This is a genomic window from Amycolatopsis sp. NPDC001319 (genome assembly GCF_042896185.1).
Lineage (GTDB): Bacteria > Actinomycetota > Actinomycetes > Mycobacteriales > Pseudonocardiaceae > Amycolatopsis.
On the sequence record NZ_JBIAWY010000001.1, the window covers coordinates 377802 to 401806 of the forward strand.

The window sequence follows — 24005 nt, forward strand, 5'->3', positions numbered from 1 at the left end:
CGTACCCTCGTAAGGTCTCCCGTAAGCGACGGGTGCGTTTCGCGTGCCCACGTATGTCGTCGCTCGTCGTGACGAGGCCACACGTTGGTAGGAGACACCAGAGACTGCCGTGCGACCGCACGACATGCCGGTAGACGGCCGAAAATCCGTCGCCCGACGGCCGAGACACAGGAGTAGCAGTGAGCAAGGGTAAGCGCACCTTCCAGCCGAACAACCGCCGACGCGCGCGGACCCACGGTTTCCGCCTCCGCATGCGGACCCGTGCCGGCCGGGCCATCTTGGGGGCTCGTCGTCGCAAGGGCCGCGCCGCGCTGTCCGCCTGATCCGGCTCGTCGAGGCGCGCCGTGCTGCCCGCAGCCGCACGTCTACGGCGGAGTGAAGACTTCCGGGTCGTTCTCCGCCGGGGCTCCCGGGCAGGCAGGCGTCGCCTCGTCGTCCACGCGTTGACCACGGACCCGTCCGCGGCCGCACCCGATGCGGCCAGGGCGGGTTTTGTGGTGAGCAAGGCCGTCGGCAATTCGGTGGTGCGCCACCGGGTGACCAGGCAACTGCGGCATCTCGTTTCGGCCCGACTCGGAACACTGCCCCCGGGCAGCTCGTTGGTCGTACGGGCATTACCTCCGGCGGCGTCCGCTTCGAGCGCGGAGCTCGGCGCCGATCTCGACGCGGCGTTGCGCCGGCTCGGACTCACCTCGTCCCGCCGCACCGCCGGGGAAAGTGCTCCCCGGCAACCGCGTCAGCAGGACGCGGCCCCCGACCACGGATCAGCGGTGTAACGGCAATGCAAGCCACTCCCGAGCACACCCACGGCGGCACCGACGTCACCGGGGAAACGGCCCCGCGCCGCCCCGGGCCGGTGGCGTGGGTACTGCTCCTCCCCATCAAGTTCTATCGCAAGGCGATCTCGCCTTTTCTGCCGCCGGCCTGCCGCTTCTACCCGAGCTGCAGCGCGTACGCAGTCGAAGCCCTGACCCGGCACGGTGCCGGCCGCGGCTCCTACCTCGCGCTGCGCCGGTTGCTGCGCTGCGGCCCGTGGACCCCACCCGGTCGCGACCCGGTGCCGGAGAAGTTCTCCTGGCGCCACCGCATGCCTGAAACACCGATCGAGGAGTAGCTCAGTGCTCGATTTCATCTACTACCCCGTGTCCTTCATCTTGTGGTGTTGGCACAAGGTCTTCGGGTTCGCGTTCGGTGAAGGCACCGCGATCTCCTGGATCCTGGCGATCATCTTCCTGACGTTCACCATCCGCGGCATCATGTTCAAGCCGTTCGTGAACCAGGTCCGGTCGATGAAGAAGATGCAAGACTTCGCGCCGGAGATGAAGAAGCTCCAGAAGAAGTACGCGAACGACAAGCAGCGCCAGGCGCAGGAGATGCAGAAGCTCCAGCGCGAGCACGGCGTCAACCCGCTGGGCAGCTGCCTGCCGATGCTGCTCCAGGTTCCGGTGTTCATCGGTCTGAACCACGTGCTGCGCGCGTTCACGATCCAGCCCGCCGGCGGCGGCGTGAAGACCGAGAACTACTTCTTCAACCAGCACGACGTGCAGTCGTACGTCAGCGCGAAGCTCTTCGGTGTCAACCTCGGTGAGGCGGTCTACAACGGCGTCGGCGTGGTGGCCGGTGGCCAGACCGGTGCGGTCGGGTTCCACTGGAGCGTGCTGCCGGTGGCGCTGCCCCTGATGATCGTCGCGTCGATCGCCACGCACCTCACCGCGCGGCACTCGGTGGCCCGGCAGAACGCCGCGTCGGCCACCCCGCAGACCGCGATCATGAACAAGCTGACGATGTACATCTTCCCGCTCGGTGTGCTCGTGTTCGGTGCCCTGTTCCCGCTCGGCCTGCTCTTCTACTGGCTGGCGAACAACGGCTGGACGCTGATGCAGCAGCGGCTCGTGTACACGCGCATCGACAAGGAAGAGGCCGCGCGCAAGGCGGAGGCCGCGGAGAAGCGGGCGTCGCTCGGGCCGAAGCCGGGGCAGAAGCCGACGGCTCCGAAGGTCGGGCAGAAGCCGGTGCAGCAGAAGAAGAACAACCCGTCCGGCAACGGTCAGCAGCAGGGCAAGGTGACCAAGGCGGGTTCGGCGCACGGTTTCGCGCAGACGAAGCCCCCGTCTTCCTCGGGTGGCGTGGAGAGCAAGAAGGCCGCTGCGGCCGAGGCTGCTTCGCAGGCCAACTCGTCCGAGCCGGACACCAAGGCGACCCCGTCGAAGCCGGCGCAGCAGCCGGCCCAGAACGGATCGAAGAAGGAGAACGGAACCGGGGTTCCCGGGCTCCTCAAGGACTCGACCAGGAAGTCGGGCCGGAAGCGTCGCTGACGCCCCCGGTTCGGAGAGGAGACGAATGATGTCGGAGACGGTCGACACGATCGACGCCGATCAGGACGAAGAGACCACGGCCTCGGCCGCACCCACCGAGGGTGCCCCCGCCGACGCCGCCGACGAGAAGCAGGGCGGCGACGACCTGCTCGTGCAGGAAGGCGACATCGCCGGCGACTACCTCGAGCGCCTGCTCGACCTGCTCGACTACGACGGCGACATCGACCTCGACGTCGAAGCCGGCCGCGCCATCATCAGCATCGACGGCGGCGAGGACCTCGAAAAGCTCGTCGGCCCCCGCGGCACCGTGCTCGAGGCCCTGCAGGAACTCACCCGCCTCGCCGTCCAGCAGGAGACGGGCTCCCGCAGCCGCCTCATGCTCGACATCGCCGGCTGGCGCGCCGACCGCCGCGAGGAGCTCCGCGAACTCGGCCGCTCCACCGCCGAGTCAGTGCTGTCCAGCGGCGAACGCGTCCGCCTGCAGCCCATGAGCCCCTTCGAACGCAAGGTGGTCCACGACGCGGTAGCCACCGTGGACGGCGTCACCAGCGAAAGCGAGGGCGAAGACCCGAAGCGCCGCGTGGTGATCTTCCCGGAGGGCTGAGCCTCCTAACCCGCGCCGCCGCTCCCGCCGCGGCTCGATGCGGGTGATCTGGACGCGTCACTGAGTATTGCGAAGCACTGAGCAGAAGCGGCCCACCGGATGTCCGGTGGGCCGCTTCTTTTGTCTTGCACGCTGTTGTTCCGCTACCCGCACCGCTTCGGTGCGGCCGCCACCGACCCGGCCCTTCGGCCGCATGCGGCCTTTGGCTGCCTGCAGCTCACGCCTGCCTCACCACTGCGCCGACCGAACCCACTTCCCACACGCCTGTCCCCTTGTGACCCACCCCGGCTCCGCTCCCGCGTTCGCCGGCTGTGCCTCGCGCATTGCTGCCGCGCACCGCATCACTGTCACGGCCCGGGGCTCCACTCCCCAACTGCCATCCGCTTGCGGCCCTGCTCCCGCTCCGCTCCCGCACTTGGCGGCAGAGTTTCGCAATCTGCTGCGGCGCGCGCCGCCTTACCACCGCGCTCCGGCTCCGCTTCCCACACCCATCTGCCGTGCCCTGACCCGGCTCCGTTCCGCGTTGTTCGGCTGCGTCCCGCGTCGCTGCCGCCCGTGCCGCCTGACCGCTACGGGCCCGGACCCGCTCCTCACACCCATCCTGCCTGCGGCACTGCTCTGGCTCCGCTCCCGCGTTTACCAGCCGTGTCCGGCGCGCTGCTGCTGCTCGTGCCGCTCCACCACCGCTACGGGCCCAGGCCTGCTCCTCGCACCCGTCCGTTTGCGGCGCTGCTCCGACTCCGCTCCCAGGTTCGCCGGCTGAGTTTCGCTGCTGGCGCGCGTGCTGCCTCACTGCTGCGGCCCGGGGCCACTCCTCAAGCCCATCCAATGCGGCGCTGCTCCGGCTCCGCTTCCGCATTTGCCAGCCGCGTCTCACACGCTGCTGCCGCGCCGCAACGCCTGGATCCGCTCTCATGCCCATCTACTTTGGCCCTGTTCCGGGCGTGCTCCGCGGTCGACGCCAGGCCCTGCAGGCTGCTACCGCGCCTGCTGCCCGGCCAGCGTGCCGGGGATTGGTCTCCAGACCCACCTGCTTGCCGTCGCCCAGCCTCGATTCCGTGCTGGCCACGGTGACTCAGCGCGCTGCGGCCTCGATGCCTTGATGCCTCGCCTCTGTGTCGCCTTGCTGCTGCGCCTCGGCTCCCCCGCTGCCTTTGCGGTTTGGCCCCTGCTCCCGCGCGTGTACCTGCCTCCGCGACTTGGTCTTGGCTGCGCAGCGTGCAACCCCTGCCGTACCTATCACCTTGCTGGCCTGAGCCGGTTGCCGTCCTGATCGTCTTGCCCGTGCGCGTCGACCCCGGACAGCGCCCATCGTCGTGTCACTGCGGCTTGAAGGGTTGCCGCGCTCATGCATTGCCGCTGCGGCATTGACCCGGTGCCGCGCTCATCGTCCGGGCTCCGTGAAGCGGGTCCGCTCGCGTGCTGATTGCGTTGCCGCCTCGAACCTGCGCGGGATCTGGTCGTGCGCCTCTTGGCCCGTCACATGGCCCGAACCCAAATCTGCGGTCATGGTCCTGCGGTCTTGATCCGGACTTCGCTCCGGTGCCACTAGGTTGCCCGCTCGCTCGGTCCACGGATTGCGCTCCGGAGATGACGGATTACCGGCGTTGGGCTGGTCCGGCGATCTGGCAACGCAGCGCTCGCACGGCCACGACCCCGCACCTGCCTCACTTCGCCCCGATATCACTGCGACTCGTTCTATTCGTCAAGCCAGTTCCGACTGCGCCCCGGTGTCGCGGGGGCTCGCTCCAGCCGACCCGGCAGCCCCCGGGCTTCGAGACTTGGACGCGGACCTCACACCAACTGATGGCCAACTTGACCGTCGATGCGCCGGCGCGCTCACCCAGCCCGCCGAGCACGACCCGGGCGCACCTCGCGCATACCGGCTCGATCCCGGCGCATCTCCTGCCGCGACCCACACCCGCGGCACCTCAAACCATCTCGCCGGGCGCGGAGCTTCTCCGCCTCTGCCGACTCATCCGACTGCGCGCGCGACCCGGACCCGCCCCTGGGCCAGCGTGGCTGTGCTGCCAGCGGGCCGTTCCGGCAGCGCGGCTGAATACCTCTCGGGAACCCATTCATCGGCAACTGCGCGAGGTGTTCCGCTGCTGCACTCCCAGGCGCTCCTGGACGCGCTGCCACGTGCGCTCGGAGAAGTTCGCTCAGCCACCCGCCGACCTTCGTCCGCAGTCGACGGAACGTGCTGCCTACGCAGGCGCCCCGCCAGGACGGCTCGGCTGCTACCGACTTCATCTGAGTCTTCGCCCTCTCCGAGATTCCACACCCGGCGACTGCCAAAGCTCCGGCCCGTTCGAACGCCACTCAGCGGGCCGGCACCCGCAGCGCCTCGTCCTTATCTGTCCGCCGAGTGGCGCGCTTGGAGTGGCCCGGCGCCGCACTGCACGCTTGCTCTTATTGGCCACCGCAATCAGCTGGACTACATCGCGCGATCCTGTCGGGCCTCCATCGCCCTGCGCTCCCTAGAGCGCCGCACTTGTCCAGATGACTCGGACCTACCCCCATTCGACTCCGGCCGTGCGGCGGCCGAGACGAGAAGCCCGCGAGACGTCGGAGTCCGTCGCCGGTCGACTGCCCTGCCACCTCGGTGCTGGGGCGGCCAGCCGGAGCGAATTACAACCGTGGCGTTTCACGTGAAACCGCGACCGCCGCGCACCACCACGTCGACGTGGTTTCACGTGGAACACGCCTGTGGACACTCGGCTCCCCGAGTGGAGTTGTCCACAGTTGCGGTCTGTCGGCTCGATTTGGGCGCGCCATCGGGGACAATCGAGCGAGCGCGTTTCACGTGAAACGCGCGGACCGAGGAGTGGGTTTCGTGAGCTTGGACGGCGCCACCGCGATGGTGCGGACTGCGGCGGCGGAGGTGTTCGGGGAGCGGGTGGACCGGGCGGCTGGGTACGTTGAGTTGCTGGCTACGCATGGGGTCGAGCGGGGGCTGATCGGGCCGCGTGAGGTGGAGCGGTTGTGGGAGCGCCACGTGCTGAACTCGGCTGTTATCGGGGAGCAGATTCCTGACGGAGCGCGCGTGGTCGATGTCGGGTCAGGGGCGGGACTTCCGGGTGTGCCGCTGGCGATCGCTCGACCGGACCTCGCTATCGTTCTCCTCGAACCCATGGCCCGCCGGGTCGACTGGCTGGCCGAGGTCGCCGAGAAGCTGGAACTCCCGATCACCATCGTGCGTGGACGCGCCGAGGAGCGGTCTGTGCGTGAGCAGCTGGGTGGCGCAGACGTCGTCACCGCTCGCGCTGTTGCTCCTCTCGCTCGCCTCGCGGGCTGGTGTCTTCCGCTGGTCCGCCCCGAAGGTCGTCTGGTTGCGCTCAAGGGAGCCAGCGCGGGAGAGGAAATCGAGCGGGACCGCGTGGCTGTGCGGAAGGCCGGCGGTGCCGATCCAGAACTCGCCGAGTGCGGGAAGGCAGTACTCGAGGTCCCCAGCACGGTCGTGATGATCCGCCGCCTGCCACCGAAGCCATCCCGGCCACGCGGCAGGCGGAGCTAAGCGTACGAGTGCGGCCGCGGCGTTCCACGTGAAACACCGCGGTCCGAACGCCAACGAGTCGTCTATCAAGAGGAGGTGTCGAGACCGGTGAATCCCCGACCGTCCGACCCTGCGAGCACCGGCCACGACTTGGGCTGGACGCCGATCGCCGAAGAAGCCGTCCGCGCCGCGAGCGTCCTGCACCCGAAGGAGGGCACGCTCCCCCGCCCGATCCGTCGTCGGGTGCTGACGGTCGCCAACCAGAAGGGCGGCGTCGGTAAGACGACGAGCGCCGTCAACCTCGCTGCCGCGCTCGCCGTGCACGGGCTGAAGACTCTGGTGATCGACCTCGACCCCCAGGGCAACGCCAGCACCGCGCTCGACATCGACCACCGGTCCGGCACACCGTCGATTTACGAGGTGCTCATCGGCGAAGTGACGCTTGCCGAAGCGGCGGCCGTCAGCGAGCAGTCGTCGAACCTGTTCTGCGTGCCCGCGACGATCGACCTCGCCGGCGCGGAGATCGAGCTCGTCTCCATGGCGAACCGCGAGACGCGGCTCAAGGAGGCGCTCTCGTCCGAGATCCTCGACCAGATCGGCGTCGACTACGTCTTCATCGACTGCCCGCCGTCGCTCGGCCTCCTCACCGTCAACGCGATGGTGGCCGCGCAAGAGGTGCTCATCCCGATCCAGTGCGAGTACTACGCGCTGGAAGGTCTGGGGCAGCTGCTGAGCAACATCGAGCTCGTGCAGCAGCACCTCAACCGCGAGCTCCGCGTCTCCACGATCCTGCTGACGATGTACGACGGTCGCACCAAGCTCGCCGACCAGGTCACCAACGAGGTCCGCAACCACTTCGGCGACACTGTCCTGAAGACCGTCATCCCGCGCAGTGTGAAGGTCTCGGAGGCGCCTGGCTACGGTCAGACCGTGCTCTCCTACGACCCCGGTTCACGTGGCGCCATGAGCTACCTCGACGCCGCCAAGGAGATCGCGGAGCGTGGCGCGACCGAAGGAAGGAGCAGTACCGCATGACTGAGCGCAGAGGAGGGCTGGGGCGGGGGCTCGCGGCCCTGATCCCGACCGGGCCGGCCACCACGGCCGGCCCGGCGTCCTCCGCCGTCGAAGGGGGCACGCCTGCGGACAAAGCGGCGCGTGAGGAGAAGGGCTGGTTCGCGGCCAACGGCGCGGCGACTCCCGTCAGCGGCGAGGTCGCCGGCGCGGTCTACCGGGAGATCCCGGTCAGCGCCGTCAAGCCGAACCCGAAGCAGCCCCGCCAGGTCTTCGACGAAGATGCGCTCGCCGAACTCGAACACTCCATCCGCGAGTTCGGGCTCATGCAGCCCATCGTCGTCCGCGAACTGGGCGACGGCGAGTACGAGCTCGTCATGGGCGAGCGGCGCCTGCGCGCGTCGCAGCAGGCGGAGCTCGAGGCGATCCCCGCGATCGTCCGGCAGACCGCCGACGAGTCCATGCTCCGCGACGCGCTTCTGGAGAACATCCACCGCGTCCAGCTGAACCCGCTCGAAGAGGCGGCCGCGTACCAGCAGCTGCTCGACGAGTTCGCGGTGACGCACGAGGAGCTCGCCAGCCGCATCGGCCGCAGCCGGCCCGTCATCACCAACACGATCCGTCTTCTCAAGCTGCCGCTGGCCGTGCAGCGTCGAGTGGCCGCGGGTGTGCTTTCGGCCGGGCACGCGCGGGCGTTGCTGTCGCTCGAAGATCCGGAAAGCCAGGAAGAGCTGGCGGCCCGGATCGTCGCGGAGGGCATGTCGGTGCGCGCCACCGAGGAAGCCGTCACGCTGAAGAAGAGCGAAAAGCCGGCGAAGCCGAAGCCCGCTCCCCGCAAGCCGATTCAGGCACCGGGACTGCAGGAGTTGGCCAACCGTCTCTCCGATCGCTTCGACACCCGCGTAAAGGTCGACCTCGGCCGCCGCAAGGGACGCATCGTCCTCGAGTTCGGCTCGGTCGACGATCTCGAACGCATCGTCTCGATCATCGACGCGAACTCGACCGAAAAAACGGCGAATCAGACAGAGGAAACCGACTAGGGATCACCCAGGGTCGTTTCGTCACGGTGATGATTGCTCACCGGGACGGTCACCGGCACTCTGGGTGGTCGCCGCGGGCGCGGGAAAAATCGGCGGTCGCGCGGCGCGGAATCCGGGAGAGTTGGCGGAACCAGCTCTCCCGAAGGAGCGTTCCGTGATCTCTTCGCGCCTGGCGCCGTTGCTGAGTCAGTTCGACTTCGCGTACGGCCGGCTCGTCGATCGCCTCGGCGGACCGGCGGTCGACAGCGGCGACGGTACCCCCGTCTCCGTCGACCCGATGACCGACGACGAGTTCCGGTGGGAGCCGGCGCCGGACTGTTGGTCGGTGCGGCGGCGCTCCGCCGGGCCGGGGCCGCGCGCGACGTTCCTCGCCGGCCGCGGCGAGTGGGGCCGCGACTCGGCGCCCCACCCCCACCCGTGGCCGCCGCCCGTCACGACGATCGCGTGGCGGCTCAGCCACCTGAGCGAAATGCTGGTGCTGCGCGCCGACCACACGTCAGGCAGCCACACGCTGACCCGTGACGACTACGTCGATACCGGCGACGCCGCAACCGCGACTGCCGCGTTCCAAACCGGCGCAGCTGCGTGGCGGAAGGTTTTGCTGAGCGTCGACGACGCAGCACTCGACACCGTGGGCCTGTGCACCTATCCCCACGGCAGTGATCCGGACGAGCCGTTCCTCGAGATCGTGTGGTGGGTCAACCAGGAAGTGCTGCACCACGGCGCCGAGATCGCATTGCTGCGCGACCTCTACCGAGCGCGGTGATCAGCGCGCGACGGCCCGCGCCACGAGGTCCGCGAACACCGACCCGAGCGATTTCCCTGCCGCCTCAACGGCCATCGGCACCGTCGACGTCTCGGTGAGGCCCGGCGACAGGTTCACCTCGAGAAAGTGCACTGTTCCGTCGGCGGTGATCACGGCGTCGGTGCGCGAGATGTCACGCAGGCCGAGCCAGCGGTGCGCAGCAACGGCCAGCTCGCCGACGGCCTTCGCCGCCTCCTCGGAAATGCGCGCCGGCGTGAAGAAGTCGGTGAGACCGGCCGTATAACGGGCGGTGTAGTCGTAAACCCCGCTCTCCGGCACGATCTCGACGGCCGGCAGCGCCTCGGCGCCGTGCTCACCCTCGACGACCGTCACGGCCACCTCGACCCCGTCGACGAACTGCTCGGCGAGCACGGTGTCGCCGTACGCGAAGCAGCCGACCATCGCCGCGGGCAGTTCCGACGCCTCGCGCACGACCTGCGTGCCGAGCGCCGAGCCGCCCTGATCCGGCTTGAGGATCATCGGCAGGCCGAGGCGCTCTACCATCGCGTCGAGCACCGACTGCGCGCCGAGCTCGCGGAAAGTGCTGTGGGGCAACACAACCCAGTCCGGCGTCGAGAACCCGGCCTGCTGCACGAACGCCTTCGCGGTCGGCTTGTCCCACGCACGGCGGCAGCCCATGCTCGAAGTTCCGACGAAGGGCACGCCGAGCATTTCCAGCACCGTCTGCACGGAGCCGTTCTCGCCCTCACCACCGTGAAGCGCGACGACAACCGCGTCGGGCCGCTGCGTACGCAGGCGTTCCAGCAGCCCGGCGTCGGTGTCCCACTCCTCCACGGTGAGCCCCTCGGCGCGCAGCGCGGCCGAAAGCCGGCGGCCCGAACGGAGGGAGACGTCGCGTTCGTGGGAAAGCCCGCCTGCGAGCACGGCAACGGTACGGTCGACCACCGTGGGAACTCCTTAGGTTTTGCTGCGGACCCGGTCAGACCGTGTCCGGCGACGGGGTTTCCGACCCCGAGATGGTGCGTGCCTTCACGCTACCGAAGGTGCGGCTGAGGTCCATTTCGGACTCCAGCACCGCCGCGAGCCGGCGCACGCCTTCGCGGATCCGTTCGGGCGTCGGGTAGCAGTACGACAGGCGCATCTGGCGCGAGCCGTAACCGTCGGCGTAGAAGCCGGTGCCCGACGCGTACGCCACGCGCGCGGTCACGGCGCGCGGCAACATTGCTTTGGTGTCAACACCTTCCGGCACGGTGACCCACACGTAGAAACCGCCCTCGGGCATCGTCCACGAGCAGCCCGGCGGCAGGTACTGGTTCAGCGCCGAGATCATCGCGTCGCGGCGCTCGCGGTAGTTCTCGCGGAACTTCTTGATCTGGCCCATCCAATCGTGCGTCGCGAGGTAGCGCGAGACGATCATCTGGTTGAACGTGGGCGGGCACAGCGTCGCGGATTCCGCTGCCAGCACAAGCTTTTCGCGCACGGCGTGCGGCGCGAGCACCCAGCCGACGCGCAGGCCGGAGGCAAACGTCTTCGAGAACGAGCCGAGGTACACCACGTTGTCGGGGTCGATCGAGCGCAGCGCCGGGTAGGTCTGGCCGTCGAAGCCGAGCAGCCCGTACGGGTTGTCCTCGACGATCAGCACACCGTGCTCGCGGCAGATCTCCACGATCTCCGCGCGGCGCTCGACGGCGAGCGTGACGCCGGCGGGATTGTGGAAATTCGGGATGGTGTAAAGGAATTTGACGCGCCGGCCCGTCTTCTCGGCCTGCCGCAGCGCCTCGCGCAGACCCTCGGGCACGAGCCCCTGCTCGTCCATCGCGACGTGCACGACCTTCGCCTGGTACGCAGCGAACGAGCCGAGCGCGCCGACGTACGAAGGCCCTTCGGCGATCACGATGTCACCGGGGTCGCAGAAGAGGCGAGTGACCATGTCTAGGCCCATCTGCGAACCGACGGTGACGACGACGTCGTCCGGGTGCGCCTTGATGCCTTCGAGAGCCATGATCTCGCAGATCTGGTCGCGCAGCGTGGGGATGCCGTGGGCCGACCCGTACTGCAGCGCCACGAGACCCTCGTCGGCGATGATCTCCGCCACCTGCGCCGACAGCGTGTCCAGCGGCAGCGCGGCGAGGTTCGGCATGCCGCCGGCCAGGGACACGACCTCGGGCCGGCTCGCCACCGCGAAGAGCGCCCGGATCTCCGAAGCGGTCATCCCGGCGGTGCGCGCTGCGTACCGGTCGAGGTGAGGGTCGAGATTGTGGCGGCCGGCTTGCGGCTTGACGGGGCGGTTCTCGGTCATCGACACACCTGAGGGCTCGGTGGTACCTGCGGGTAGATCCATCGAGTGTAACCAGGGCCTCTTCCTGGTCCCCGCTCTTCCGGCGCTCATCACATCGTCCTATTCTTCGAGTGGCTCTTCCGGTCGTTCCTGCGCTCTTGCGGGGAGCGGATGCCGGTCGTGAGGGATTCGGGGAGGTTTCAGGTGTCGCGTCGCGTGGTGGGCGTCACACTCGACAACCTCGAAGACCTGCCCAAGAGCTGTCGCCGGTGCGTCTACTGGGAGCTCGCGCCGCACCTCAAGGCCCAGGCGGAGGAGTTCGGCTCCACCGAGGTCGAGAAGGAAGCGTGGGTCTCCAGCGTGCTGCTGGAGTGGGGTTCCTGCGGCCGCATCGTCTACAGCGACACGCTGCCGGTCGGCTTCGTGCTCTACGCGCCGCCGAACGCCGTGCCGCGCTCCCTGGCCTTCCCCACGTCGCCGCCCAGTGCCGACGCCGTGCTGCTCACCGCGTTCCAGGTCCTGCCGGAGTTCCGCGGCGGCGGCCTCGGCCGGATGCTCGTGCAGGCCGTGGCGAAGGACCTGACCAAACGCGGCGTCCGCGCCATCGAGGCGTTCGGCGACGCCGTGCCCGACGAGGTCGACCCGATGGGCCAGCACACCTGCGTGCTGCCGGCGGGTTTCCTGCAGAGCGTCGGCTTCAAGACGGTGCGGCCGCACTCGAAGTGGCCGCGGCTGCGGCTGGAACTGCGCTCGGCGATCACCTGGAAGGAAGACGTCGAGGCGGCACTGGAGCGGCTGCTCGGCCAGGTGACGATCACGACGGCGGAGCCGAGCCTCGGGCGGGCTTGATCAGCGGGTCTCGAGCTGGTTCTTGAGCTTGGTGAGGCTTTCGCGCCAGTAGGTCTTGAAGTCGTTGGCGGTCGCTTCGTCGACAACGCGCTCGTGCGCCAAGGCGATCTGGGTCTTCGTGCGTTTGTCGACAAATCCGATGTTGACCCGCGTGGCTCCGTCGCCCCAGCCGAACCGCGCCGACGTGTTCCGCTGCGTCGTTCTGATCTTGAGCCGATCGCCGTCGAGCCACTTTCCCCTCGCGGCCGCGTCGACCACGGCTTCGTAGACATCCTCGACCCTCGCCTCGATCGTCCGGCTCGCACTCACCGTGAACAGCCCGTCCCGACCCCCGTTGCGCGGCCGCAACCCTCGGGACCGCTCGTACTCGACGGTCACTGTCTGTGCCCACCAGTTGCCCAACCGATGCTCCTCAACGAGCCGGCCGACGATCTCCCCGTGGCCCTGACCACGCGCTCCCCACGCGTCGAGCACCTCACCCCACTCGCCGAACCCTCGCCCGGTTGCCGTACGCACCGCATCGTCCGAGGTCAACTTCGTGCCACCCATGGCAGCCCTCCTTGTCCCGTCAGCCGGAACGTCGCCACCGACCCCAGCCCTTCGACACACCCCCCGAAAGATCTTCGCGACGCCCACCTACCACGGTCTTACCCAGCCCGAAATACCCGATTTCCCCACCTGTGCACAACTGTGGAAGAAACCCCGAGTTATCCACAGATCCCTGATAGACGCCGTGGAAAACCTGTGGATGAGTAGACTGGATCTGGGGACGCCCCCCGAGGAGGGCGGGGGCTGCCCCAAGGTGTGGTGTGTCGCCGGCGGGACGGGCGCAATGGGTTGTGGCGGCCCGCGGGGGCAGTCGAAGCGGTCGCGCGGCTCCGGTTGTGGGGTTGGCGGTGGACTACTCCACCTGGGTTGGCCCGTGCACCGCTTGGGGTGACTTCCGGGCCGGGGTTGTGCACAGGGCGCCAGCGGTGGGCGGTTGGTGACGCGGTGAGTGCGGCTGGTTGTGCGGATGCGCGTGACTACCCAGAGTGGTTGTGGGTAAGTCCTCCGAAGGCGCCACGGCCGGGCATCGGCTCGGGTGGCGGAGGGGTCGAAGCCGCGGTGATGGTGGGTCGGGTCGAATTTGGCATGGTGGCTCGGGCTCGGGATCGGCGATGGGCTTCGGTTGGACCGCACACCGTTAAGTTGCGTGGACGCCAAGTAGTGCCAGGAGCCGGCGACCTGCGTCGCTCCCGGATTGCCGGCCTCGGGCGACGGTGCAGTTGAAGGGTCAGCGGCCGCCTGCCGCAACCAGTGCCCCAACGGCGGCATCGCCACAAGGCTGCCGGACGGCGGCCCAATCGAGGACTCCCAACCAGGGCCGGCGTATTACGGCTCAGTCCTCGCGGCGCGAGCTGGAGCTCCCGGCCGCGACGGTTCGAGTCGGCAGCCAGTGAGCAACGGCGAGCAATCGAAGGCGCGCGGCTACAAACCTCGGAGCCGGGCCTCGCGGCCTGATCTCAGCGCACGATGGGCAGCGACGGGCGGACACCGACCGGCAGACGGCTTGGCGGCGATCTTCGCGGTCCGCAGTGCAGAGATCGGTGGGACCGCGCGGCGACCCGCCGCGATCGCGGCCGACGCCCCCGACCGGCCCAAGAGTTCGGTGGCTTGGGCGGTGGGAAGCGCAGCGATCTGGCGCTGTCATCGGAGGTCGTGGTCGGTGGTGGGTGGCCGGTGCTGAGTCGCGAAAGCTGGGGGCGGTGGCCGCTGATCGGGCGGCGACCAACAGTCGGTGACCAGAACTTGGCTTGGTGGAGCGGAATTCGGGGTTCCGTGGCGGGCTGTGGAAGCGGCGATGAGTAATCGGTGATCGGAGCTCAGCTCGCGGATCGAGCTCGAGCTCAGCGGCCGAGTCCGTGGGGCCGAACAGGTGGCCAGAAGCGGCCAGTGCCTCGGGCTGGAGGCATGAAGTTGCCGGCTGCTGGAAGCGGTCATCAGACGACGAACAGGAGTAGGCGGCGGCACAACGGAAGCAGTCGGCCGCCCCTGCAGCAGAGAGTTAAGACCGGCGGGCGGGGCGCTGCCGCTTGTCGGAGGGGCCGGCGGTCGCTGGCCTGAGTGCAGGTGAGCGGTGACTCGCCCCGGCGGGCAGCGGCGATGGTCGAGCCCGGGCTGCTGACTTGCAGCAGCAGGTTTGGAGCATGGCCTGCACTGGCGAACTGCCGGGCGGGGCGGTGAATCTTGGCCCGGGGCAGATACCAGAGGAGCGATGGCTGAGGCCGGCTAGCGGCGTCTGATTATTGGCGCCACGCGCCAATAATCAGGAGGGCTGACAGCTCAAGCTGGGAGCGGCTGCCGCGCAGTGCCGCTAGGTCTTAAGGATCGCGCCCATGCCCATGCCCATGCCCATGCACAAGGGCGAGGCCAGGATCCACGGGCGAGGTACGGGGCGAGCGAGCCGCAGCGAAGCAGCGGCAAGCAGGAGCAAAAGCTGGGATCAGAAGGCGTTTATCGAGGCCAATGCCCGGGCAACGAGCCCTGACCACGCAGCTGAACAAGGCCGGCAGTCGAGGGTGGAAGTCGTTCGAGAGAGCAGCCGGCTGGTTGCAAAACCACGGGGTCGCGACGGAGCCAACGGGCAATGGATCGACAGTGAAGGGCGGGCCGGTGGAGTGGCGACCGAGCCGGCGGGAGCCATGGCTGCAGATCGAGAACGGGCCCGGGAACGCCGGTTGGCGGGCGTGAGGCAGCCGGTGCTGGGTGGTGGCTGAGCCAGTGGGTGCCATGAGTTGTAGATGGAGAACCGGGCGCACCGATCAGAGAGCGGCAGGCAGCCGGTGCTGGGCGGTGGCCGAGCCAGCAGGAGCCCATGGATTGCAGATCGAGAAACGGACGCGCCGGCTAGAGAGCGGTAGACGGCCAGTGCTGGGCGGTGGCCGAGCCAGCGGGAGCCCGTGGGTTGCAAGATCGAGAACGGGCCGGGCGCGCCGGCCAGAGAGCGGCGGGCAGTCGGTGCTGCGTGGTGGCCGAGCCAGCGGGAGCCCATGGATTGCAGATCGAGAAACGGACGCGCCGGCTAGAGAGCGGCATCCAGCGGTGCTGGACCGTGGTCGAGCCAGCGGGAGCCCGTGGGTTGCAGATCGAGAACGGGCCCGGAGCGCCGATCGGAGAGCGGCAGGCAGGGGGTGGAGGGCGGTGGCCGAAAGACATGGCGGCGACCAGTGGACCAGCGCCAGCGGACCAGCAATGAAAAGACGTGAGCCGGGCCTCGTGGAGGAGGGCCCGGCTCATGCGTGAAGGACGGGAAGACCCTACTCGGCCTTGGCCAGCTCGTGCGCCAAGACGTCGGCGAAGGTGAAGGTGCCCGTGGGTTGGTCGCCTTCGCCGAGGAGGTAGAGGCGTTTGACGGCGATGAGGATGCCCTCGGCGACGATGTCGCGGAAGGCGGGGTCGGCGAGTTTCCGGCTGTCGTCCGGGTTGGTGAGGTAGCCGATCTCCACGCGGACGGCGGGGCAGCGGGTGCGGGTGAAGATCTCCCACGTCTTGTAGTGGGTGCGGCAGTCGCGCAGGCCGGTGCGGGCGACGACCTCGCGTTGGATGAAGCCGGCGAGGAGCTCGCCCACCGTGGAGGTGGTGCCGTTGCCGGTGCCGAAGTGGAAGCTGGCGATGCCCTGGGCGCGGGGGCTGGGGTTGCTGTCGCTGTGGAGGGACAGGAACAGGTCGGCGCCGGCGTCGTTGGCGAAGCGGGCGCGTTCGAAGTCCGTGGGGCTGTGGTTGGGGCCCCTCGAAATCAACGCTTCCATGCCGGTGGCCTGCATGCGGCCTTCCAACCTGCGCGCGAGGTCCCACGCGATGTCGGCTTCGCGGAGGCCGCCGGCGATGACGCCGAGGTCTTCGCCGCCGTGGCCGGGGTCGATGACGATGCGCTTGCCGCGCAGGCGGGGGCCGGCCTGGCGGACCTGCTCCTGTTCGCGCAGGAAGACGGGACGGCCGCCGCGGGCGCGGGGCGAGGAAAGGCGGTGCAGCTCGCGGATGGTGGCCGGGCCGCAGATGCCGTCGGACTCGAGGCGCATGTCGCGCTGGAAGGTGCGGAGGGCGCGTTCGGTCTGCGGGCCGAAGTAGCCGTCGGGGCGGCCGGCGTCGAAGCCGAGCTCGGTGAGGCGCTCCTGCAGCGCGAAGACGTCGTCGCCCTGCACAGGCGAGGACAGCATGTACTGCAGCGGACGGCTCCCCAGGTGGAAGCTCGCGCCCTTCATCGCCTGGAACGTCGCGGGGCCTACCACCCCGTCGGTGATCAGCCCACGACGCTGCTGGAAGGCCCGTACAGCGTGCTCGACGGCGGCGTCGAAGGTGCCGTACTGCTCGGTCCCCGCCACCGGCGGGAGCAGGTCCATCCCGGCAAGGATCGACCTGATCTCGGCGACGTCCGGACCGGCGTCACCGCGGCGGAGTACCCGCATGCACTCCTCGCTCTTCCTAGGGCACCGAAACCGGCTCGATGCGAAAACAGAAAACCTGTGTGGGTGGTAAGCCCAGGGCACCTATTGTGCCCTGTGAACTCTCGGTGAGCGCGTAGGCCCGGTCGGTATGCCCCGGGAGAGCGCAAGCCGCCGCAGGACGGACACGCCCGTGCACCTGCGTGATCATGGCCACGGACACTTCGCCCGAACGTGCGAGAACCCGGGCCCGCGAGACGATTCCCGCAGGCCCGGGTTCTCAGCAGCTGGACAGCGCCCGCTCGATCAGAGGACGTCCTTCAGGTCGGACAGCAGAGCCGCCTTCGGCTTCGCGCCGACGATCTGCTTCACCGGCTTGCCACCCTGGAACAGGATCAGGGTCGGGATGGACATCACCTGGTAGTCACGCGCCGTGTTCGGGTTCTCGTCGATGTCGAGCTTCGCGACGGTCAGCTTCTCGCCGTTCTCGGCCGCGATCTCCTCGAGCACGGGGGCGACCATCTTACAAGGCCCGCACCAGGTCGCCCAGAAGTCGACCAGGACCGGCTTCTCGCTGGTCAGGACGTCGTCCACGAACGACTTGTCGGTCACCTTGACGGTGTTGTTGCCCATGGTTTCTCCTTCGGGTCGGTCTCGGAAAGTCAGTGGGTGCCGGCGCCGTAGCCGCCGCCGACCAGCTCGGACGCCTCGTGGGCGTTCTCGTCGCCATGCTCCGCCAGCCATCGTTCCGCGTCGATGGCCGCGCTGCACCCGGAACCCGCCGCCGTGATGGCCTGCCGGTAGGTGCGGTCCACCAGGTCACCGGCCGCGAACACACCGGGCACGTTCGTGTAGGACGTGCGCCCCTGCGTCACCACGTAACCCTCCTCGTCCAGGTCGACCTGGCCGCGCACCAGAGCACTGCGCGGGTCGTGCCCGATCGCGACGAAGAAACCGGTGACATCCAGCGTCTTCTCGGCGCCGGTCTTGGTGTCGGTGACCTTCAGGCCCTTGACGGTGCCCTCGCCCTCCACCCCGGTGATCTGCGAGTTCAGCTGCCACTTGATCTTGTCGTTCGCCCGGGCCCGCTCCAGCATGATCTTGGACGCGCGGAACTCGTCACGCCGGTGCACGATCGTGACCGACTTGGCGAACTTCGTCAGGAAGGTCGCCTCCTCCATCGCCGAGTCACCACCACCGGCCACGGCAATGTCGTGGTCACGGAAGAAGAAACCGTCACACGTCGCACAGGCCGACACACCACGGCCGAGCAGATCCTGCTCACCGGGCACGTTCAGATAGCGCGCCGCAGCGCCCATCGCCAGGATGACCGCGCGCGCGGCATACCGAACGCCGTTCGCGACCACGTACTTCACGTCGCCCGCCAGCTCCAGCGACTCGACGTCCTCCGCCCGCAGCTCAGCGCCGAAACGCTCGGCCTGCTTGCGCATCTCTTCCATCAGGTCCGGGCCCTGGATGCCGTCGCGGAAGCCCGGGAAGTTCTCGACCTCCGTGGTCGTCATCAGCGCACCACCGAACTGCGTGCCCTCGAACACCAACGGTTCGAGCTGCGCGCGAGCCGCGTACACCGCGGCCGTGTAACCGGCGGGACCCGACCCGACGATGATCAGGTTCCTGATTTCCTCGGCAGCCACCCGTGAACCTCCGCTCGTAGTGACCTGTGCACTGGTCTCAACACGATGGTAGGTGGCGGTGTTCCCGACGGTGACGGCCGCTACTCGCCCGTCCCGACCAGCGGTTATTTCTTGCCGACGACCTTGTCGAACAGCTTGTCGGCGTGACCCGGGCCGCAGTCGGCCCCGAAGGCCACCAGGCGGAACTGCGCGAGCTGACCCGTCGTGTAGATGACCAGCACGCCGGGCTTGCCTTCGACGGTCACCGGCCGCACGCCTTCCGGCCGCACGTTCGGGTCCAGCCCGGCCGCGCTGACACACGCGTCGAGGCGCTGCTCGTCTTGGAGCGGACCGAAATCGCGGACGCCCATGGCCCCGCCCAGCAGCGCTTCCGCCCCGCTGCCGTCGCCGCCCACCGACGGTCCCGCTGGAGCCGGCGCCGCCACCCCCGTGGTGCCGCTGTCGGTCGACGAGCCGGGCACCGTCACGGCGATCGCGACGATCGCCGCGGCGGCCGCAGTCAGGATCCCCGCGCCCCAGCCGAGCCGCTTGTTCCGCCGCCGCCGTGCTGCCGCGAGGTCCACCACGGGCGCCACGCCGGGCTCCGGCGATGCCGGAACCGCACCCGGGCCGGCTGCCGGAAAGGGGGCGACCTGCCGGGACGCGGCCTCCGCGGCCAGCGCCTGGTCGATCCGCGCGGCGAACTCGGCCGGCATCGGCGGCGCCGGCTCGTCCGCCAGCGCGGCCAGATCGGCCGTGGTCGCTTCAAGGGCTTCGATGATCGCGCGCGCTTCCGGGTCCGCCTGGACCCGCGGCCACAGCTGCGCCGCCTCGTGTTCGTCCAGCACGCCGGCGTGGAGGTCGGCCAGCACGTCGACAGACCAAGGCGGACCGACGGTCCCGCCGACCCCCCGACTCTCGTCCGTCATCGTGCCTCCCCGTTCCCCGGCGAGCGGTCGGCTCGCCCGGCACTCCGGGACCCGTCCGAAGTGGCGCTCCTGCGTTTGCTTTCGTGAGTTGGGACGTTCGCATTCGCATCCGGGTTCCGCAGGTGCCCCAGAACCTTCGCGAGTTTGCCCCTTCCCCGCGCGCAGCGGCTCTTGACCGTGCCCTCCGCGATGCCGAGCATCTTCGCCGTCTCGGCCACGGAGTAGCCCTCGACGTCGACGAGCAGGATCGGCGCGCGCTGCTCCTCCGGCAGCTGCTCCAGTGCCTCGCGCACGAGCAGGCTCGTCTCCTTCTCGGACATCGAGTCGCGCGGCGAGGCCGGCTCGTTGAAGCCGGCCTCGGGCAGTGGAACGGTGGGACGCGCCTGTTTGCGACGGATGCGGTCGAGGCACGCGTTGACGACGATGCGGTGCAGCCACGTGGTCACCTGCGACTCGGCGCGGAAGTTGCCCGCCGCGCGGAAGGCCGAGATGAACGCCTCCTGCAACGCGTCCGCGGCTTCCTCCGGATCACGCAGCGTCCGCAGGGCCACGGCCCACAAACGATCGCGGTGCCGCCGGACGAGTTCGCTGAACGCATGCGGGTCCCCGGCGGCGTGCGCCGCTATGAGGTCCGCGTCCGTGGGAGCTGCAGCCGTCACCCGGCAGAGCCTACTGAGTGGGAGATGTCGATCACCCCGCAGGCAGGAAGCTCACGTCTCCGATCTCGCTGATGAAGCCGCCCTCGCTGTCGTCGCCCAGCTGGGTGATCCACACGACGAAGTACTGGCTCTCCGTCGGCGTTGGGAGGTTGATCGTCGTGTCGGTGCCGTTGAGGTCACCGGTGCCGACCACCTTCGTGTCGTCCAGCTTCGGGTTCTTGCTGTCGGCCGAGCGGATCTCGATCTTCGTGCCGGGGCTGTCGGCCGCGATCTTGACCTGCGCGAGCTTCACCGGGTCGTCGAACTGCACCACGAACCCGACGCCGGGCTTCAGCGTGGGCAGCTGCTGCTGGTACTGGTCGGTGCGCCAGACCGTGCCCGGGTCGCCGTCGATCGTGTTCTTCACCCGGCCGGAGTTGTCGCCCGAGCCCTTGGGGTTGTAGATCGTGGCCGCCTTCGGCTCCACGGGCTGGCCGAGCTTCGGCGCGGCCGGCGACGACGGCGGGGGCGCCGCCGAGTTCGCGGGCGGCGGCGCGGTCGCCGTGGGGGTGGCCGCGACGTTGATCGTCGGGCCGCTCGCCTTGGAGTCGCCCTGGAAGAGGTTGATCAGCATCAACCCGCCCCACGCCAGGATCAGCACGGTGGCAACCACCAGCACGGTCACGCCGAACGCCAGCTTCCGCCGCCGCGCGACGTCCTTGACCGGCTTCTTCGTGGTCCAGATCGTGCCGTCGGCCTCGCTCGTCGCGTTGTCGCCGACGGCCTTGATCAGCTGCGTGCGCTCCTCGGCCTCGGCGGCCTGGTCGAGCACGCGCAGGATGGCCGAGCTCGTGCGGATACCGCCGTTGCCGCCGTCCTCGATCGTGCGCACGGCCAGCGACGACAGCTCGGACGGCACGGCCGGGACCAGCGTCCGCGGCGGCACGACGTGGCCCTGCGGGGTCAGCGGCGCCGCGGGGATCGCGGGCGGCCCGCCCGGCAGCGCCCAGCGTCCGGTGAGCAGGAGGTAAAGGACAGCGCCGAGGGCCTTCACGTCGTCGCGCAGCGTCGCGTCCGGCAAGGGGCCGGGGAACGCCAGCTTCAACGCGCCGTTGGGGGTCAGGCGCAGCCGCTGGGGGTGGTCCAGACCGAGGACGAGGCCGTTCTGGTGCGCGTGCTCCACCGCCTCGGCGAGCGCCTGCACCATGCGCGCGGCCGCGGCCGGGGCGACGGGCCGCTGCGCGACCAGGTCCACCAGGTCGCTGCCCTTGGTCCACTCCGCGACGACGACGCCGAGAAGTCCCTCGTTCGAGGTCACGCCACTGCCGAGGCTGAGCACGTCGAGCACCCGTGCGACCCCGCCGTGGCCGAACTTCGACGCGTGCGCCGCGCGCTCCAGCGTTCGCCGGGCCAGCCTCGCGGCCTCCGGATCCGCCGGATCACCGACCAGCAGCGTCAGCGCGACATCGCGCTTGAGCTGCCCATCGCGTGCCCGCCACAGGTGCGCGGCGGCTCGTTCGTCCACCCCGAACTGCGCGAGCAGGCGGTACCGGCCGTCGCCGACGACCCGGCCCGGGGCCAGCGAACCGCCCTGGGCACGGATGCCCGCACGGTTGGCCTCCCCTGCCTGTTCGCTCCGTCTCGTGTCCACCGCTTCTCTCCCGCGTCGCGCTCCCGCACCGAGGGTACCCGGATCAGGTCTGGAGGAAGCGTCGTCAGTCGTGAATCAATCGTTACCCGCGCTTGATCAATCGGGTGATCCTGGACGTGGCCGGCCTCAGCTCCTCCACCTTCAGGGCCATGAGCACGCCGAACGAGACGCCGATGCCCACGATCCCCTGCAGGAAGAGCTTGATCCACGCCTGCAAAGTCGGCCCGAGGGAGTCGGGCACGATCAGTCCCGCGACGTATGCGGCGGCCACCCCGAGCACACACGCGACGACGGTGAAGAGGATCACCCCGATGATGCGCTTGCTGCGCAGGTTGCCGAGCGTGACCCACAGCCAGACCTGGCCGAGCACCGCGCCGACCACGTAGGTGAGCGCGTTGACCATCATCACGCCCAGCACCACGTTCTCGGGCGACAGGACGACAGGGCACAGGTACAGCAGCGGCACCTTGACCAGCGTCATCACGATCATGATCAAGGTCGGCGTGCGCGCGTCCTTCATCGCGTAGAACACGCGCATCTGGAGCATGACCAGCGCGTACGGCAGCAGCGCGAACGACGAGACCGCCAGCGCCTCGCCGAGCCGGGTGGCACCGTCCAGCGAGCCCTTGCCGAAGGTGAACAGCGCGACGCCGATGGACGAGCCGACGATCGTCATCACCGCCGAGATCGGCAGCAGCGTGACCGTGGAGATGCGCGACGCGTACGACAGGTCGCTGATCAGCTTCTTGCTGTCGCCGTCGGCGGCCGCGCGGCTCATGCGCGGCATGATCGCGGTGAGCAGCGAGACGCCGATGACGCCGTAGGGAAGCTGGAACAGCAACCACGCGTTCGTGTAGGCCGTGACACCGCCGGGCGCTCCGTTGGTGAGCACGCGGGTGGTGATCGTGTAGCCGACCTGGCTCACGCCGACGTACCCGATGACCCACAGCGCGAGCCCGCCGAACTCCTTCATCCGCTTGTCGATGCCCCAGCGCCACTTCGGCCGGAAGCCCGAGCGCAGCAGCGGCGGGACGAGGATGATCGCCTGCGCGACGATGCCGCCGGTCACGCCGAGGCCCAGGGTGAGCACCTTGGGGTCGGTGATCGACGGGTGGTCCGTGTCGATCGAGCCGGGCATCACCCACACGACCAGGATCGTGAAGATGACCACCAGGTTGTTGATCACCGGCGCCCACGCGGTCGGACCGAAGATCTGCTTCGCGTTGAGCATCGCCGACAGCAGCGCGAACACGCCGTAGAAGAAGATTTCGGGCAGCAGCAGATAGGCGAACGCCGTGGTCAGGCCGGAGCTGGCCTGACCTGAGGAATCGACGTACAGCGACGTGAAGGCCGGCGCGGCGATCACCGCGATGAGCGTGCCCACCAGCAGCAGGGTCAGCCCCACGGTCAGCAGCCGCTGCGCGTAGGCCGCGCCGTGGTCCGGATCGTCTTGCGAGCGCACCAGAAGCGGCACCACGACACTCGTGAGCACACCGCCGATGAGCAGCTCGAAGATGATGTTCGGCATCGTGTTGGCGACGTTGAACGAGTCGTTGGCGATGCCCGTGCCGATCGCCGCCGCCAGCAGCAGCTTCCACAGGAAGCCGGTGATGCGGGAGATCAGCGACGCGATCGCCATCCGGCCGCTGGCCTTCGCGATCGACGGCGCTTTCGCCGGGGTGGCCGGCTGCTCGCCGGTCGAGCCCGGCTCGGTGGGCCGGACCAGTGGCGCGTCGCCGATCCGCGGCATGACCTGGGTGGCCAGCGCGTCGTACGGGCGCATCGAGTCGGGGTCGGCCACGGGCCAGCGCGAAGCCGCCATGGGGACGCCGGCGGTGCGCGGGATGAAGCGGGTGGCCTCGGGGTCGCGCAGCGCCTCTTCCTGCCACGGCCGGATCGGCGCGCCCGGACGTGGACCGCGGCCGCGGTGCGGCGCGGGGGCCGGGGGCAGCGGCTGAGGTCCGGAGACGGGACCAGCAGCCGGCGCGGGCGGCAACGGTTGAGGCCCGGAAGGCGGACCCGAGGGCTGCGGCAGTGGTCCGGACGGCACCGGTCCGGCAGGCATCGGCCCCGACGGAGGTGGTCCGGACGGCTGCGGAAGCGGCTGCCGCCCCGACGGCGGGGGCGGTAGGGGTTGCCGTCGCGTGGGGGGCGGCGGAGTCGCCTGGGCGCGGGACGCCTGACGCGGCTGCCCTTGCTGCGGCGGGGGTACGCGGCGCTTCGGCCGGTCCGCGCGCTCCTCGGGCGCCGGGCGGCGCTCTTCGGCGGGCACCGGCAGGTGGCGCGTCCGGCCGTTCGCCGGCGGCTGTTGCCGGCGTTCGGAGGGCGCCTGGCCCTGGGGCGGCGGCTGGCGCCGGCCCTCGCGCGCGG

Annotated in this window: 20 protein-coding genes; 10 read left to right on the forward strand and 10 right to left on the reverse strand. The window is 69.4% G+C overall.

What is annotated here, in order from left to right:
* Window positions 1-179 precede the first annotated feature (179 nt).
* From rpmH to ACFY1H_RS01855, 9 genes are all read left to right on the forward strand, one after another.
* The gene (gene rpmH, locus ACFY1H_RS01815) at window positions 180-323 is read left to right on the forward strand and encodes a 50S ribosomal protein L34 (protein ID WP_285971341.1); all 144 of its coding nucleotides are present in this window, start codon (window positions 180-182) and stop codon (window positions 321-323) included.
* 21 nt (window positions 324-344) lie between these two features.
* The gene (gene rnpA / locus ACFY1H_RS01820) at window positions 345-776 is read left to right on the forward strand and encodes a ribonuclease P protein component (protein WP_360607482.1); all 432 of its coding nucleotides are present in this window, start codon (window positions 345-347) and stop codon (window positions 774-776) included.
* A gap of 5 nt (window positions 777-781) precedes the next feature.
* Window positions 782-1114, forward strand: a complete 333-nt coding sequence (yidD, locus tag ACFY1H_RS01825; protein WP_366589870.1) for a membrane protein insertion efficiency factor YidD — start codon at window positions 782-784, stop codon at window positions 1112-1114.
* 4 nt (window positions 1115-1118) lie between these two features.
* Complete coding sequence (yidC, locus tag ACFY1H_RS01830; RefSeq protein ID WP_386943917.1) at window positions 1119-2315, forward strand: membrane protein insertase YidC; 1197 nt, start codon at window positions 1119-1121, stop codon at window positions 2313-2315.
* Between the two features lie 28 nt (window positions 2316-2343).
* Window positions 2344-2919, forward strand: coding sequence for a R3H domain-containing nucleic acid-binding protein (locus tag ACFY1H_RS01835; RefSeq protein ID WP_366589876.1), 576 nt, complete (start codon window positions 2344-2346; stop codon window positions 2917-2919).
* A 2836-nt stretch (window positions 2920-5755) separates the two neighbouring features.
* Entirely contained in the window at window positions 5756-6436 is a 681-nt protein-coding gene (gene rsmG, locus ACFY1H_RS01840) for a 16S rRNA (guanine(527)-N(7))-methyltransferase RsmG (RefSeq protein WP_220245399.1), read from the forward strand.
* Between the two features lie 87 nt (window positions 6437-6523).
* Window positions 6524-7450: a ParA family protein gene (locus ACFY1H_RS01845; protein WP_366589879.1), complete on the forward strand. Its 927-nt coding sequence runs from the start codon at window positions 6524-6526 to the stop codon at window positions 7448-7450.
* On the forward strand, window positions 7447-8466 hold the full coding sequence (locus ACFY1H_RS01850) for a ParB/RepB/Spo0J family partition protein (protein ID WP_366589882.1): 1020 nt from the start codon (window positions 7447-7449) through the stop codon (window positions 8464-8466). Before ACFY1H_RS01845 ends, ACFY1H_RS01850 begins: the two co-directional genes overlap by 4 nt.
* 154 nt (window positions 8467-8620) lie before the next feature.
* The gene (locus tag ACFY1H_RS01855) at window positions 8621-9232 is read left to right on the forward strand and encodes a DinB family protein (protein ID WP_386943920.1); all 612 of its coding nucleotides are present in this window, start codon (window positions 8621-8623) and stop codon (window positions 9230-9232) included.
* Here the strand turns inward: ACFY1H_RS01855 and ACFY1H_RS01860 are convergent, their stop codons facing one another.
* Together ACFY1H_RS01860 and ACFY1H_RS01865 are read right to left on the reverse strand one after the other, a co-directional pair.
* Complete coding sequence (locus ACFY1H_RS01860) at window positions 9233-10177, reverse strand: D-alanine--D-alanine ligase (RefSeq protein WP_366589886.1); 945 nt, start codon at window positions 10175-10177, stop codon at window positions 9233-9235.
* Window positions 10178-10211: 34 nt separating this feature from the next.
* Window positions 10212-11531, reverse strand: coding sequence for a PLP-dependent aminotransferase family protein (locus ACFY1H_RS01865; protein WP_366589888.1), 1320 nt, complete (start codon window positions 11529-11531; stop codon window positions 10212-10214).
* 183 nt (window positions 11532-11714) lie between these two features.
* On the opposite strand from ACFY1H_RS01865, the gene ACFY1H_RS01870 reads away from it, so the two are divergent.
* A complete protein-coding gene (locus tag ACFY1H_RS01870) occupies window positions 11715-12359 on the forward strand; it encodes a GNAT family N-acetyltransferase (RefSeq protein ID WP_360607498.1) in 645 nt (214 codons plus the stop codon).
* Here ACFY1H_RS01870 and ACFY1H_RS01875 read toward each other — a convergent pair whose 3' ends face one another.
* From ACFY1H_RS01875 to murJ, 8 genes are all read right to left on the reverse strand, one after another.
* Window positions 12360-12995, reverse strand: a complete 636-nt coding sequence (locus ACFY1H_RS01875) for a DUF4287 domain-containing protein (protein WP_386943922.1) — start codon at window positions 12993-12995, stop codon at window positions 12360-12362.
* Window positions 12996-15658: 2663 nt separating this feature from the next.
* On the reverse strand, window positions 15659-16807 hold the full coding sequence (locus tag ACFY1H_RS01880) for an N-acetylmuramoyl-L-alanine amidase (RefSeq protein ID WP_366589893.1): 1149 nt from the start codon (window positions 16805-16807) through the stop codon (window positions 15659-15661).
* Window positions 16808-17089: 282 nt separating this feature from the next.
* Entirely contained in the window at window positions 17090-17416 is a 327-nt protein-coding gene (gene trxA / locus ACFY1H_RS01885) for a thioredoxin (RefSeq protein ID WP_220240252.1), read from the reverse strand.
* A gap of 29 nt (window positions 17417-17445) precedes the next feature.
* The gene (gene trxB / locus ACFY1H_RS01890) at window positions 17446-18438 is read right to left on the reverse strand and encodes a thioredoxin-disulfide reductase (RefSeq protein WP_386943925.1); all 993 of its coding nucleotides are present in this window, start codon (window positions 18436-18438) and stop codon (window positions 17446-17448) included.
* A 104-nt stretch (window positions 18439-18542) separates the two neighbouring features.
* On the reverse strand, window positions 18543-19346 hold the full coding sequence (locus ACFY1H_RS01895; RefSeq protein ID WP_386943927.1) for a hypothetical protein: 804 nt from the start codon (window positions 19344-19346) through the stop codon (window positions 18543-18545).
* Entirely contained in the window at window positions 19343-20005 is a 663-nt protein-coding gene (gene sigM / locus ACFY1H_RS01900) for an RNA polymerase sigma factor SigM (protein WP_220245388.1), read from the reverse strand. Before sigM ends, ACFY1H_RS01895 begins: the two co-directional genes overlap by 4 nt.
* 31 nt (window positions 20006-20036) lie before the next feature.
* Entirely contained in the window at window positions 20037-21635 is a 1599-nt protein-coding gene (locus ACFY1H_RS01905; protein ID WP_386943929.1) for a protein kinase family protein, read from the reverse strand.
* Between the two features lie 82 nt (window positions 21636-21717).
* Window positions 21718-23700 (reverse strand): murein biosynthesis integral membrane protein MurJ, encoded by a 1983-nt coding sequence (gene murJ, locus ACFY1H_RS01910; RefSeq protein ID WP_366587805.1) that lies wholly within the window; start codon window positions 23698-23700, stop codon window positions 21718-21720.
* Window positions 23701-24005: the final 305 nt, after the last annotated feature.

What these genes read in the sequence shown, in the direction of transcription:
- trxA (WP_220240252.1), bottom strand. Translation starts at nt 17,416, where the DNA reads ATGGGCAACAACACCGTCAAGGTGACCGACAAGTCGTTCGTGGACGAC.
- murJ (WP_366587805.1), bottom strand. Translation starts at nt 23,700, where the DNA reads ATGCCTGCCGGACCGGTGCCGTCCGGACCACTGCCGCAGCCCTCGGGT.
- ACFY1H_RS01865 (WP_366589888.1), bottom strand. Translation starts at nt 11,531, where the DNA reads ATGACCGAGAACCGCCCCGTCAAGCCGCAAGCCGGCCGCCACAATCTC.
- ACFY1H_RS01895 (WP_386943927.1), bottom strand. Translation starts at nt 19,346, where the DNA reads ATGACGGACGAGAGTCGGGGGGTCGGCGGGACCGTCGGTCCGCCTTGG.
- yidD (WP_366589870.1), top strand. Translation starts at nt 782, where the DNA reads ATGCAAGCCACTCCCGAGCACACCCACGGCGGCACCGACGTCACCGGG.
- ACFY1H_RS01835 (WP_366589876.1), top strand. Translation starts at nt 2,344, where the DNA reads ATGTCGGAGACGGTCGACACGATCGACGCCGATCAGGACGAAGAGACC.
- ACFY1H_RS01880 (WP_366589893.1), bottom strand. Translation starts at nt 16,807, where the DNA reads ATGCGGGTACTCCGCCGCGGTGACGCCGGTCCGGACGTCGCCGAGATC.
- ACFY1H_RS01850 (WP_366589882.1), top strand. Translation starts at nt 7,447, where the DNA reads ATGACTGAGCGCAGAGGAGGGCTGGGGCGGGGGCTCGCGGCCCTGATC.